At 63.3% G+C, this 13,165-nt stretch carries 13 protein-coding genes; 9 read left to right on the forward strand and 4 right to left on the reverse strand.

From position 1 onward, the window contains the following. Positions 1-260 precede the first annotated feature (260 nt). A complete protein-coding gene (locus CDI09_RS08905; protein WP_078524042.1) occupies positions 261-692 on the forward strand; it encodes an OsmC family protein in 432 nt (143 codons plus the stop codon). Positions 693-710: 18 nt separating this feature from the next. Here the strand turns inward: CDI09_RS08905 and aroC are convergent, their stop codons facing one another. Together aroC and fabI are read right to left on the reverse strand one after the other, a co-directional pair. After that, positions 711-1,784: a chorismate synthase gene (gene aroC, locus CDI09_RS08910; protein ID WP_078524041.1), complete on the reverse strand. Its 1,074-nt coding sequence runs from the start codon at positions 1,782-1,784 to the stop codon at positions 711-713. Positions 1,785-1,803: 19 nt separating this feature from the next. Then, on the reverse strand, positions 1,804-2,643 hold the full coding sequence (gene fabI, locus CDI09_RS08915) for an enoyl-ACP reductase FabI (RefSeq protein WP_061271755.1): 840 nt from the start codon (positions 2,641-2,643) through the stop codon (positions 1,804-1,806). Positions 2,644-2,840: 197 nt separating this feature from the next. On the opposite strand from fabI, the gene pdxH reads away from it, so the two are divergent. The 8 genes from pdxH to CDI09_RS08955 all read left to right on the forward strand — a co-directional run bounded on the left by pdxH (position 2,841) and on the right by CDI09_RS08955 (position 10,716). Further along, positions 2,841-3,446: a pyridoxamine 5'-phosphate oxidase gene (gene pdxH, locus CDI09_RS08920; RefSeq protein ID WP_078524039.1), complete on the forward strand. Its 606-nt coding sequence runs from the start codon at positions 2,841-2,843 to the stop codon at positions 3,444-3,446. Positions 3,447-3,546: 100 nt separating this feature from the next. Beyond that, positions 3,547-4,428, forward strand: coding sequence for a universal stress protein (locus tag CDI09_RS08925; protein WP_078524038.1), 882 nt, complete (start codon positions 3,547-3,549; stop codon positions 4,426-4,428). A 164-nt stretch (positions 4,429-4,592) separates the two neighbouring features. Continuing rightward, the gene (locus CDI09_RS08930; protein ID WP_078524037.1) at positions 4,593-5,297 is read left to right on the forward strand and encodes a phosphoadenylyl-sulfate reductase; all 705 of its coding nucleotides are present in this window, start codon (positions 4,593-4,595) and stop codon (positions 5,295-5,297) included. 78 nt (positions 5,298-5,375) lie between these two features. Next, entirely contained in the window at positions 5,376-6,170 is a 795-nt protein-coding gene (cysD, locus tag CDI09_RS08935) for a sulfate adenylyltransferase subunit CysD (RefSeq protein ID WP_061271758.1), read from the forward strand. Positions 6,171-6,194: 24 nt separating this feature from the next. Beyond that, positions 6,195-8,081 carry an adenylyl-sulfate kinase gene (gene cysC, locus CDI09_RS08940; protein WP_078524035.1) on the forward strand — a complete coding sequence of 629 codons (1,887 nt, stop codon included), beginning with the start codon at positions 6,195-6,197 and terminating at the stop codon, positions 8,079-8,081. Between the two features lie 146 nt (positions 8,082-8,227). After that, positions 8,228-8,557 (forward strand): DUF2849 domain-containing protein, encoded by a 330-nt coding sequence (locus tag CDI09_RS08945; RefSeq protein WP_078524033.1) that lies wholly within the window; start codon positions 8,228-8,230, stop codon positions 8,555-8,557. Next, the gene (locus tag CDI09_RS08950) at positions 8,547-10,235 is read left to right on the forward strand and encodes a nitrite/sulfite reductase (protein ID WP_078524032.1); all 1,689 of its coding nucleotides are present in this window, start codon (positions 8,547-8,549) and stop codon (positions 10,233-10,235) included. The genes CDI09_RS08945 and CDI09_RS08950 overlap by 11 nt, the downstream gene beginning before the upstream one ends. Beyond that, positions 10,222-10,716 (forward strand): DUF934 domain-containing protein, encoded by a 495-nt coding sequence (locus tag CDI09_RS08955; RefSeq protein ID WP_078524030.1) that lies wholly within the window; start codon positions 10,222-10,224, stop codon positions 10,714-10,716. The genes CDI09_RS08950 and CDI09_RS08955 overlap by 14 nt, the downstream gene beginning before the upstream one ends. A 52-nt stretch (positions 10,717-10,768) precedes the next feature. Here CDI09_RS08955 and pgmG read toward each other — a convergent pair whose 3' ends face one another. Next, entirely contained in the window at positions 10,769-12,178 is a 1,410-nt protein-coding gene (gene pgmG, locus CDI09_RS08960) for a phosphoglucomutase/phosphomannomutase PgmG (protein WP_078524028.1), read from the reverse strand. Then, complete coding sequence (galU, locus tag CDI09_RS08965) at positions 12,175-13,044, reverse strand: UTP--glucose-1-phosphate uridylyltransferase GalU (RefSeq protein WP_061271764.1); 870 nt, start codon at positions 13,042-13,044, stop codon at positions 12,175-12,177. Before galU ends, pgmG begins: the two co-directional genes overlap by 4 nt. Positions 13,045-13,165 lie beyond the last annotated feature (121 nt).

Raw genomic sequence — 13,165 nt, forward strand, 5'->3', positions numbered from 1 at the left:
TTATATCTGGTTTATCCTCCGTGAAGCACGCCCTGTATTGCAAGGACACCAGAGGTCTCGGCTTCACGTGCGAATTGGCCCCAACGTGGGGCCGTGGCGGGATATGGCCGTTTTGGGCGCATATTGCAAGACCCCAACAGGCGGCGAATGCATCGTGATGCAACTTTGGGGCCACGGGCCGGTTGCCCAGTGCTAGGGATAACCGTCACCCCGGGTGCCGGATGCGCCCGTACTGCAACTGCATAAAGGACTGAACCGCAATGGCGATCACGAAATTTGCTACAGCCCACTGGTCAGGCGGCCTGAAGGACGGCAAGGGCGAAATCTCGACCCAGAGCGGCGTGCTCAGGAACCAGCCCTACGGCTTCAATACCCGCTTCGAGGACAAGCCCGGCACCAACCCCGAGGAGCTGCTCGGTGCCGCCCACGCGGCATGCTTTGCCATGGCGCTGTCGGGCATTCTTGGTGGCGCGGGGCTTACGGCCAAGTCGCTTGATGCGAAATCCGAGATCGTGCTCGACAAGCAGGGCGAGGGCTTCGCCATCACCCATGCAAAACTGACATTGGAAGCCGAGATTCCCGGTGCGACCGAAGCGCAGTTCAAGGAACTGGCCGAAAAGGCAAAGGCGGGCTGCCCGGTCTCCAAGCTGTTCAACGCGACCATCACGCTGGATGCGAAGCTGAAGGGCTGAACAGCCGGGGTGGGAAGCCTAGCTTCCCGCCTGCCCCCTGTGGCGCAGCAGGTGATCGGCCAGTACGCAGGCCATCATCGCCTCGCCTACCGGCACGGCGCGGATGCCAACGCAGGGGTCATGCCGCCCTTTTGTCATCACGTCCACATTCTCCCCTTCCCGCGTGACGGAAGGAACAGGTGTCAGAATCGAACTCGTGGGCTTGACCGCAAACCGGGCCACCAGCGGCTGGCCGGTTGAAATACCGCCCAGCACCCCGCCTGCATGGTTGGAGGCGAAGCGGAGCTGGCCATTTTCCATGCGCATGGGGTCGGCATTTTCCTCGCCCGTCAGGCTGGCTGCGGCAAATCCCTCGCCAATTTCCACGCCCTTGACGGCGTTGATGCTCATCAGCGCCATGGCAAGGTCTGAATCAAGCTTGCCATAGATTGGTGCGCCGAGGCCCGCAGGCACGCCCTCGGCCACCACCTCGATTACCGCACCGATGGACGACCCCTTCTTGCGGATATCCGCAAGATACGCCTCCCATACCGGCAGCGCCTGCGGGTCGGGGCAGAACAGCGGGTTGGTATTCACCTGAGCCCAGTCCAGCCGCGCGCGGTCGATACCGTGCGGGCCGACCTGCACCATGGCGCCCCGAATATGCACGCCTGCGCCAAGCACCTTGCGCGCCACGGCACCGGCGGCCACGCGCATGGCCGTCTCGCGCGCCGAGGAACGGCCACCGCCACGATAGTCGCGGATGCCGTATTTGGTGTCATACGCCACATCGGCATGGCCGGGCCGGTAGCGGGTGGCGATATCGCCATAATCACGCGAGCGCTGGTCGGTATTGCGGATCATCAGCGAGATGGGAGTGCCGGTTGTCTGCCCCTCGAACACGCCGGACAGGATCTCGACCTGATCGGCCTCCTGGCGCTGGGTGGTGAATTTGGACTGCCCGGGCCTGCGACGGTCCAGCCAGGGCTGGATATCGCCTACATCCAGCGGAATGCGCGGCGGGCAGCCATCAATCACGCAGCCAATGGCGGGGCCATGGCTTTCACCCCACGTGGTGACACGGAACATGTGGCCGAAAGTATTGTACGACATGAGGGCAGACTTCCCGCGATCAGTTGCCCGCGACCGTAATGTCCGGCGCGGTGGGGTTCTTCATGCCGACAATGTGGTAGCCGGAATCAACATGGTGGATCTCGCCCGTCACGCCGCCCGAGAGGTCGGACAGCATGTACAGCCCTGCCCCGCCCACTTCCTCAAGCGACACGTTGCGCTCGAGCGGGGAGTTGTACTGGTTCCACTTCAGGATGTAGCGGAAATCGCCGATGCCATTGGCCGCGAGCGTCATGACCGGGCCTGCCGAGATGCCGTTGACACGGATGCCATCACCACCAAGGTCAACCGCCATGTAGCGCACCGAGGCCTCGAGCGCCGCCTTGGCCACACCCATCACGTTGTAATGCGGCATGACCCGCTCGGCGCCCAGATAGGTGAGCGTGAGCAGCGAGCCATTCGGGTTCATGATGGCGGCGGCGCGGCGGGCGACGGCGGTGAAGGAATAGCACGAGATATCCATCGCCTTGAGGAAGGCGTCACGCGGGGTGTCGACATAGCGCCCGCGCAGGAACTGCTTGTCCGCCCAGCCAATGGCGTGAACGAGGAAGTCGATCTTGCCCCATTCCTTCTCGATGGCGGCAAAGGTTTCATCCATTGCGGCGTCATCGGTCACGTCGCACGGCAGCACCAGCGTCGAGCCCACGGTCTCGGCCAGCGGGCGCACGCGCTTGCCCAGCGCCTCGCCCTGATAGGTAAAGGCCAGTTCGCCCCCCTGCTCGGCCACGGCGCGCGCGATGCCCCAGGCAATGGAGCGGTCATTCGCAACACCCATGACAAGGCCCCGCTTGCCTTTCATCAATGAACCCTTGATGGCGATTTTGGGCGCGCCGTCTGACATGCTGCTATCCTTAAACTGGTAAATGACGGATGAAATTTCGGCCTCGTGGTTGCACAAGCTGCCGTTTCGGACAAGATGCCGAATGCTATAATTGTAGCTAATATTTGTCACACGGTAACTTACCTTATGTTTCCATATGTTTCGCATCCTGTCGCCCGGCCGGGCGGTGCGCGCGGAACACCCAGCGGACGGAGCCCATGACCTCTCCCCTGATCGACCTTGCCGCCGACCCGTTTGACCTGTTTACGGCCTGGATGGCAGATGCCACGGCCCATGAACCCAACGACCCCAACGCCATGGCGCTGGCCACCGCCACGGCCGAAGGGCGGCCCTCGGTGCGGATGATCCTGCTCAAGGGCGCTGACCGGCGGGGGTTCGTGTTCTATACCAACCTCAACAGCCGCAAGGCTGCCGAGCTGAAGGCCAACCCGCACGCCGCCCTGCTGTTTCACTGGAAAAGCATCCGCCGCCAGATCCGCATCGAAGGGCCGGTCGAGCCCGTTACTCCTGCCGAGGCCGATGCCTATTTCGCCAGCCGCAGCCGGGTGTCGCGGCTCGGGGCCATTGCCTCGAACCAGTCGCACCCGCTAGCGGACCGCGCCGTGTTTGAAAAAGCGGTGGCGGACCTCGAGGCCCGCTACCCGGACCCAGATGCCGTCATTCCGCGCCCTGCCAACTGGAGCGGCTTCCGCCTCGTGCCCCAGCACTTTGAATTCTGGCAGGACCGTCCCTACCGCCTGCATGACCGCGCCGTGTGGGAGCGCACGCCAGACGGATGGCGGACCGAACGCCTTTATCCCTGAGGGCAGAACTTAATGCCACCTGATCCGTTTTGCCCGGTAACGGGTGCCTGCAACGCTACCCATGCGGATACCCGGGAAACGGATCAGGAGGGCCAATCAGATGTGTGTGCGTAGGATATTGCTGCCGCTTGGTGGCGCAAGCCACGCGCAGAGTGCGCTGCATGTAGGTGGCGTGATCGCGCGCATGTTCGATGCCCATCTCGCCGTGCTGCATGTCGGCACCGACATGCAGGAAGTCGGCCCCCTGGTGGGTGAAGGCATGTCCGGCGTGATGGTGCAGGACATGATTGCCACCGCGATGAAGGAAAGCGCAGAACGCCTGCATGAGGTGCGTGGCCTGTTCGACGCCTTTACGCGCCGCGAGCACATTCCTGTCGTGGCGGTGGATTCTCCGCTTTCGCCGGGCGGCATGCATGCGCTTTCGGCCAGTTTCATCGCCCATAGCGGGCATACGCGCAGCGTGGTGTCGTTTCAGGCGCGGCTGTCCGATATCGTGGTGCTGCGCCAGCCCAACCCGGAAGGAGATGTCTCCTCATCCGAGACCCTGCACGCCATCCTGTTTGAAAGCGGGCGCGGGGTCATCATTGCGCCACCTGTCGCGCCCCCCACCGTAGGCAAGCGCATCTGCATCGGCTGGAATGGCACGTCAGAGGCGGCATCGGCCATCCATCACGCCCTGCCCCTGCTGCGCCGGGCGGAGGCGGTGTGCATCCTCTACAGCCCCGCCTACCAGCGCCCGGGGCCGGAGGCGCGGCATGTGCGCTCTTTCCTCTCGCTGCATGGCATCGAAGCCAATATTCACGAATTCGGGAGTGATACACGCCCCGTTGGCGAGGACATGCTTGCCGCAGCCCATGATTTCAATGCAGACATGCTGGTTATGGGGGCATATTCCCACTCTCGCCTGCGGCAGATGATCCTCGGCGGCGTGACGCGCCATATGCTTGAAAACAGTGATATCGTAGTGCTCATGAGCCGTTAGCCGCCGTGCGGCGCCCCTTGCTGCTGCCCTGCCGGGGGACATATATGAATACGCATCAGAATATGTATAAATCATGCCTTTCCCTTGATTTTACACTCCACCAAGAGTAGGTGTGGCGTGAAAAGAACGCCATAACCTAGTGTAAATCGGGTGCGGGGAAGATTATGCGTATCGATGCGGATATTGTGGCTGAACTGAAGCAGGCGGGTGAAAACGCATCCGACGTGCTGCGTGTCGCCCTGACGCGGCTGCGCGGCCGGATTGCGGTGGTGTCGTCCTTCGGGGCGGAATCGGCTGTGATGCTGGCCCTTGCGGCTGAAATCGATCCTGCCGTGCCGGTCCTGTTCCTTGAAACGGGGCAGCACTTCCCCGAGACACTGGCCTACCGCCAGGAACTTGCCCGCGTGCTGGGCCTGAGTGACGTGCGCGACCTGCACCCCAACCCCGCACAGCTTGAAAAGCGCGACCCGACAGCCGAACTGTGGGCCTTCGACCCTGATGCCTGCTGTGCACTGCGCAAGGTCGAGCCGCTTGATGAAGCCATGATCCCGTTCGATGCGTGGATTACGGGGCGCAAGCGCACGCAGGCGGCCACCCGGCAGGGCCTGCCCGTGGTCGAGGATGCGCCGGGTGGCAAGATCAAGCTCAATCCGCTCATTGCCTGGACGCCGCGTGAACTTGATGCCGAGATCACGCGGCGCAACCTGCCGCGCCACCCGCTTACGCTGCGTGGCTACCCTTCCATCGGGTGTGCGCCATGCACGCGCCCCGTGGCCGAGGGGGCCGACCCGCGTGAAGGCCGCTGGGCTGGAAAAGCCAAGACCGAATGCGGCATACACATGCGCAAGCCTGCCAGGCAGGGCACATGATCCCCCTTTCCGCTTCCCCCGCGCCGGGGCAGCCGGTTTCCCCCGTTTTCTTTCCTGTTACGGAAGGTCTGTAATTCCATGGACGATCTCGACCAACTCGAGGCCCAGAGCATCTTCATTCTGCGTGAAGCCTATCGCAAGCTGAAGCCACTGGCGATGCTGTGGTCGCTGGGCAAGGACTCAAACGTCATGCTCTGGCTGGCGCGCAAGGCCTTCCTCGGGCGCGTGCCATTTCCGGTCATGCATGTCGATACCGGCAAGAAATTCCCGGAAATGTACAAATTCCGCGATGAATACACCAAGAAGTGGAACCTGGAGCTGCTGCTCGGTGACTGCCCGCCGGTAGAGGAAATCGACCCCACCCTGCCGCCTGCCGCCCGTTCCGCCGCGCGCAAGACCGCGGGGCTCGCCGCAATGATCGACAAATACAAGCTGGCAGGCGTGATCGCGGGCATCCGGCGCGATGAACAGGCTACCCGTGCGAAGGAGCGCGTGTTCAGCCCGCGTGGCTCGGGCCACAAATGGGATGTGCGCAACCAGCCCCCCGAATTCTGGGATCAGTACGCCACCCCGCACGAGGCGGGCGTGCATGTGCGTGTTCACCCCCTGCTGTCATGGCGCGAGATCGACATCTGGCGCTACATCGAGCGTGAGGGCATTCCGCTGGTTGACCTGTATTTCTCCAAAGAAGGCAAGCGTTATCGCTCGCTGGGCGATCAGGACATTACCAGCCCGATCGAGAGCAATGCCTCGACCGTGGCCGAGGTGATTGCCGAACTCGAAACCTCGCGCACATCCGAGCGCGCGGGCCGCGCCATGGACCATGAATCCGAGGATGCTTTCGAGCGCCTGCGCGTGGCCGGCTACCTCTGAGCGGACAGGACGGAGTTACAGACAATGAATACAATCCCGACCCCTGCCCCGCAGGATGCCGCTACCCCGATCGTGATCGTGGGCCATGTCGACCACGGCAAGTCCACGCTGATCGGTCGCCTGCTGTATGATACCGACAGCCTGCCCGAAGGGCGCGTGGCGCAGATCATCGAGTCCAGCAAAAAGCGCGGACTGACGGTTGAATGGAGTTTCCTGCTCGACAGCCTGCAGATCGAGCGCGACCAGGGCGTGACCGTTGATTCCACGCGGATCCCCTTCAAGCTGGGCAAGCGCCAGTTCGTCATCGTCGATGCGCCGGGCCATCGCCAGTTCCTGCGCAACATGATTACGGGCGCGGCCGATGCCGAGGCCGCCGTGCTGGTGGTTGACGCCAATGAGGGCGCGCAGGAGCAGACCCGCCGCCACGCCATGCTGCTGCGTCTGATCGGCATCCGGCATGTGATCGTGTTCATGAACAAGGTCGATATCTTCAACTACGACCAGAAGAAGATCGAGGCCGCCGAGCGCGATATCACGGCCCTTCTGCACCAGCTTGAAATCGAGCCGACCGTGTTCGTGCCTGCATCCGCGCGCGAAGGCGACAACATGGCCTCGCGCTCGGACAAGATGCCGTGGTACAAGGGTCCGACCCTGACCGAAGCGCTGGCCGCCGTCCCTGCCCCTTCGTCACGCGCTGACCTGCCGCTGCGCCTGCCGGTGCAGGATGTCTACCGTTTTGACACCAAGCGCATCGTGGTGGGCCGCATCGAGCGCGGGCGCATCCGCGTGGGTGATGAGGTGGTGATTGGCGTGCATGGCGCCAAGGCCCGCATCGCCAGCATCGAAAGCTGGCACACCGCCCCGCAGGTGGCCGCCGTTGCAGGCCAGTCCGTGGCCGTAACGCTTGAGCCGGACGTGATCCCCGACCGGGGCGATTTCCTGTTCCCCGCAGATCACGCGCCGCTGCGTGCAGCCCGCATCCGCACCCGCCTGTTCTGGCTGCGCCAGGAGCCGCTGCGTGTGGGCGAGAGCTTCAGGCTGCGCCTTGCCACGGCCGAGCATCAGGTCACGGTTGCTGCCATTGACTCGGTCGTGCGGCTGGAAGACCTGACCGAACACCCCGCCGAGGAAGTGCCGCCCGAAGGCTTTGCCGAGATTACGCTGGCCGTGTCGGAAACCATGCTGTTCGACCCGTTCGTGCCGGGCACGGCCGACGGGCGTGGCGTGCTGGTGGACCGCAACCAGCAGATCGTGGGTGGAGCGCCGCTGATCGGGGTGGCCGAGAGTGTTGCAGGCCGCAATGCCATCCACCCCACCGGCAGCGCCGTATCGCTGTGGGACCGCGCACAGGCCAAGGGGCACCGTGGTGGCGTGTTCTGGATGACCGGCCTGCCGGGTGCAGGCAAGAGCACGCTGGCGCGTGAGGCGGAAAACCGCCTGTTTGCCCGTGGCATTGACGTGTCGGTGCTCGATGGCGATACGCTACGCGCCGGGCTGTGCGCGGACCTTGGCTTCTCGGAAGCCGACCGGCGTGAAAACGTGCGCCGTGCTGCTGCCGTCGCCCGCATCCTGGCCGAAAGCGGACAGGTGGTGATCGTGGCGCTGATCTCGCCCACCGTGGCCGACCGTGCGCTGGCGCAGCAGATCGTGGGCGAAGGTTTCCATGAAATCTTCATCGACACGCCGCAGGCCACCTGCGAGCAGCGCGACCCCAAGGGGCTGTATGCCGCTGCCCGCGCAGGCAAGATTGAAGGCTTTACCGGCGTGGATGCCCCTTACGAGGCACCGGAAAAGCCCGATCTGCGGGTCGGGACCACCGATGCCTCACGTGATGAGACAGCCGCCCGTCTGGCGGTCTACATCACGGATGCCATCCGTCTTGATGCGACGGCACAGCGCCAGACATCCTGATGAGTGCGACCGGCACGCCCTGTTGCAGGCATGCCGGTATTGCATTACCGGATTGGAAAAAAATGGGTGCGCGGGCATGGACCGCGCACCCATTTACAGCAGTTGAGGCAGTTACAGGCCCGTTGCCTGAAGGGATCAGTTCAGAAGTGGATGTCAGGAACAACCGCCGGGACATGACCGGCGCCAGCGTCATTACCGCCAACCGGCTGCTTGATGGCCGTATCGTGTGGCTTGCGCCGCAGGGCTGGTCGGAAGTGATCAGCCAGGCCCGCGTGTTTGACAACGCAGCGGTGGAAGATGCCATAAAGCAGGCCAAGGTAGCGGCTGATGCAGGCACGGTGGTGGGCATCTATGGCGTGCAGCTTGACCCTGAGGCCACAAAGATCACGCCCCTGACCGTGCGCGAGCGCATCCGTGCCTTCGGGCCTACCGTGCACCCTGATTTCGCCCCCGTGGAGACGCCCCATGTCCACTGACACCGCAACCCAGCCGGTTGGCCGGTATGCCTATGACGAGGTTGACCGCACCTTCCTGTCGCAGCGCGTAGCCCAGTTTCGCGAGCAGGTGGGCCGCCGCGTGGCGGGTGACCTGAGCGAGGACGAATTCAAGCCCCTGCGCCTGATGAACGGCCTGTACCTGCAGTTGCATGCCTACATGCTGCGCGTGGCCGTGCCCTATGGCATGATGGGTGCGGACCAGATGCGCGAACTCGCCCATATCGCCCGCACGTATGACCGCGATTACGGCCATTTCACCACGCGCCAGAACATCCAGTTCAACTGGATACGGCTTGAGGATACGCCCGATATCCTCGAGCGCCTGGCAGGCGTTAACATGCATGCCATCCAGACCAGCGGCAACTGCATCCGCAACGTGACCTGCGACGAGTTTGCCGGCGCCGCCGCCGATGAACTGCTCGACCCGCGCATCCACGCCGAGATCCTGCGGCAATGGTCCACGCTGCACCCGGAATTCTCGTTCCTGCCGCGCAAGTTCAAGATTGCCATCAGCGGCAGCCCGCATGACCGCGTGGCCGCACGCTTCCATGATATCGGGCTGGTCGCCCATCCCGGTCCGAATGGCAGGCCGGTGTTCGACGTGTTCGTAGGCGGCGGGCTTGGCCGCACACCCATCATTGGCGTGCACCTGTGCCATGACCTGCCCGAGGAAGACCTGCTGGCCTACCTTGAGGCCGTGGTGCGCGTGTACAACGCCTATGGGCGGCGCGACAACATGTACAAGGCGCGAATCAAGATCCTGGTGCAGGCGCTGGGCGTGGAGCAGTTCCGCGAGAAGGTCGATGCCGAATTCGCCCAGATGAACCGCGCGGATTATCGGCTGGAACCCGCCATTGTGGAGGGCATTCGCGCACGCTTTGGCATTCCTGATCTGGATGCGCCGGCTGATGCGGCACAGAAGCTCGACTCTGACCGTAAGGCCGATGCCCGCTTTGACCGCTGGGTGCGCACCAACACCCATGCCCACCGGCATGAAGGCTTCATCAGCGCGGTGGTGTCCATCAAGCCCGATGGTGGCATTCCCGGTGACGTAACCGCCGACCAGATGGACCTGATTGCTGATCTGGCCGATGAATTCTCGTTTGGCGAGATCCGCGTCACCCATATGCAGAATGTGGTGCTGGGCCATGTGCGCAAGGACCGCCTGCGCGACCTGTGGCTCAGGCTTGATGGTGCCGGGCTGGGCACGCCCAATATCGGGCTGGTGGGTGATATCATCGCCTGCCCCGGGCTGGATTACTGCGCGCTGGCCAATGCGCGCTCCATCCCCATTGCGCAGAAGCTGAGCGCGCGCTTCGCCAACCCTGAGCTGCAGGAAAACATCGGCACCCTGCGGATCAACATCTCGGGCTGCATCAATGCCTGCGGCCACCATCATGCGGGTCATATCGGCATTCTGGGCGTGGACAAGCGCGGCGAGGAGTTCTTCCAGCTCACCCTTGGTGGCTCGGCTGAGAACGACGTGGCGATTGGCCAGATCATCGGCCCGGCGCTGCCGGAGGATGAAACGGTCGATGCCATTGCCCGACTGATCGACACCTATCTGGTGCTTCGCAATGAAGGCGAGGCGTTTATCGATACCTACCGGCGCCTTGGCGCCGCCAGCTTCAAGGATGCCGTCTATGCCCCTGCTTGAAAATGGTCATGTGACCGAAGACCGCTGGGCGCAGGCCATCGCAGGCGAAGCCCTGCCCGCCGGTGCTGTGATCGTGCCGCTTGAACGGCTGGAGGAAGGGCTGGCCCGCCCGAAGGATGCGCCGCTTGGTGTTGCCATCGGGCCAGATGTGGACGTGGCCGTGCTGCGCCCTGCCCTGCCCAGGCTGGGACTGGTGGCGGTGACCTTCCCCAGCTTCCGCGATGGGCGGGCGTTTACGCAGGCCCGCGCCCTGCGTGAGCATCTGTCCTTTACCGGCGAGATCCGGGCCACCGGCACGCCGTTGCCTGACCAGTACGAGTTCCTGCTCCGCTGTGGCGTGACCACCGTGCAGACCGATCGTGCAGAAGACGTGGCCGTGTGGCAGCAGGCGCATGAGATCATTTCCATCGCCTACCAGCCTTCCGTGTTGCATGAGCGCCCGCAGGGGCTGGGCCTGCGCCGCTTTCTGGCAACGGACTGAACATAAAAAGATCAGTGCCGGATCTTTACGACCAAACCCCGCAACGGCGCATCTAGTGCGGGGGGAGCATGCCGGAAAAATCGGGTGCGTTAAGCCCCGAGGCTTCCAGTTGCGCCGTGATCGCGGCTTTCAGCCGGTCCAGCGCTACAGCACTCGTTCCTTCCGCCCGGGCGACAAGAACCGCCTGAGTGTTGGAGGCGCGTAGCAGCCACCAGCCATCAGGCGTGGTCACGCGCACGCCGTCAATGGTGGAGACACGTGCGCCGCTGCGTTCCAGCCGCGCAGCCACTTCGGCAATCACCGTGAATTTGCGGGTATCAGCGCAGGCAAAGCGCAGTTCCGGCGTGGAAACGGCAGCAGGCAGGCTCAGCCGCACATCCGAGAGCGGGCCCTTGAGGCGCGAGACGATGCCCAGCAGGCGGAGTGCCGCGTATAACCCGTCATCAAATCCGTACCAGCGATCGGCAAAAAAGAAATGACCTGACATTTCGCCTGCCAGCGGCGCGCCGGTCTCGGCCATTTTCATCTTGATGGGGGAATGTCCGCTCTTCCACATCAGTGGCGTGCCACCTGCGCGGTCAATCTCCTCAAACAGGGTCTGGCTTGCCTTGACATCGGCAATGACCGTGGCGCCTGCATGGTCGCGCAGGATGTCACGCGCCAGCACAACCAGAAGCTGGTCCGCCCACAGCACGGTGCCGGTATTGTCCACAACGCCAAGGCGGTCTGCATCGCCATCAAAGGCCAGGCCCAGATCAGCCCCCTCTTCCTTTACGGCGGCGATAAGCTGCTCGAGGTTGGCCAGAACGGTCGGGTCTGGATGATGGGCGGGAAAAGTGCCGTCAATTTCAGCGTTGAGAATGCGGTGTCGGCCCGGCAGTTTTTTTACCAGCAGCGACAGGATTTCGCCCGCAGCCCCATTGCCGCTGTCCCACACGACATTAAGGGGGCGGTCCGTGCCGTCCCAGTCGCGCAGCAGGCGGTCTACATAGGCGGGGATCACGTTCACATCGCGCGTGGCGCCAGTGGCCTGGGCCACGACATCGCCGCTTGCGGCCAGTCGCCCCAGTTCGCGGATCTGTTCACCAAAAAACGGTTTGTTGCCGAGCACCATCTTGAAGCCGTTATGGTCGGGCGGGTTATGGCTGCCTGTCACCATAATCGCGCCGTCGGCCCCCAGCGTGGTCGCGGCAAAATAGAGCATCGGCGTGGGGCCACGCCCGATGCGTAGTACGGTCATGCCGGATGCCATGGCCCCTGCCCCAAGCGCGCGCTCAAGGGCGGGGGATGACAGGCGTCCGTCATAACCGATGGCGACGATCGAGCCGCCAGCCCGTGCCACCATGGAGCCGAAGGTGCGGCCGATGGCATAGGCGTCGTCCTGCGTCAGGCTTTCGCCCACAATCCCGCGGATGTCGTATTCCCGCAGGCTTGTGGGGTCAAAATGGTGCCTGAAGCTCATTTATACTTTTTGAGGAATTCCCGCACGTCGCCCGCCAGGTCCTCGCGCGCGAGGGCGAAGGCGATCTGTGCCTCAAGGAAGCCCGGCTTGCTGCCGCAGTCGAAGCGCTTGCCTTCGTAGCGGTAACCGTGGAACGGCACGTGGCCAATGGTCTTGGCCATGGCGTCGGTCAGCTGCACTTCGCCGCCTGCACCTTTTTCCAGCTTGGCGAGGTGCTTGAGCACGTCCGCCGTCAGCACGTAACGACCGATGACCGACAGGGTCGAGGGCGCGTCCTTGGGGTCGGGCTTCTCAACCAGGCCCTTGACTTCAACCGTCTTGCCGTCATCGGCGCCGACATCGAGGATGCCGTAGCTGCCGGTCTGCTCGCGCGGCACTTCGGTCACGGCCAGCACGTTGCCGCCGGTCTTGTTGTAGACTTCAACCAGCTGGCCAATGCAGGACTTCTCGCTCTGCACCACGTCATCGGGCAGCAGGATGGCGAACGGGTCGTTGCCAATGAACTCACGCGCACACCAGATGGCATGGCCAAGGCCAAGCGGCTCCTGCTGGCGCACGGACAGCATGGACCCCGGGGTCACGCGTGTGGCTTCGAGCGCCTTCAGCGCCGAGGTCTTCTTGCGGGCCTTCAGCGTGTCTTCGAGTTCGTAGGAAATATCGAAATAGTCGATCAGGGAATCCTTGCCCCGGCTGGACACGAGGCAGAATTCCTCGATCCCGGCTTCACGCGCTTCGTCGATGGCGTACTGGATCAGCGGACGGTCGACAACGGTGAGCATTTCCTTGGGCACGCACTTGGTTGCGGGCAGGAAACGGGTGCCAAGGCCGGCAACCGGCAATACGGCTTTTTTAAGGGGCTTGATCACTAATATTTACCTCAAGATGCATGAGACTGTGTAGAATTTTGTGCGGTGGCACTTTTTCAGGCCATTGGGAAACGATCATCGAACATGATGGCGAGCTGGCATCTGACAGCATACCATTCGC

The sequence above is a fragment of the Komagataeibacter nataicola genome (genome assembly GCF_003207795.1).
GTDB lineage: Bacteria > Pseudomonadota > Alphaproteobacteria > Acetobacterales > Acetobacteraceae > Komagataeibacter > Komagataeibacter nataicola.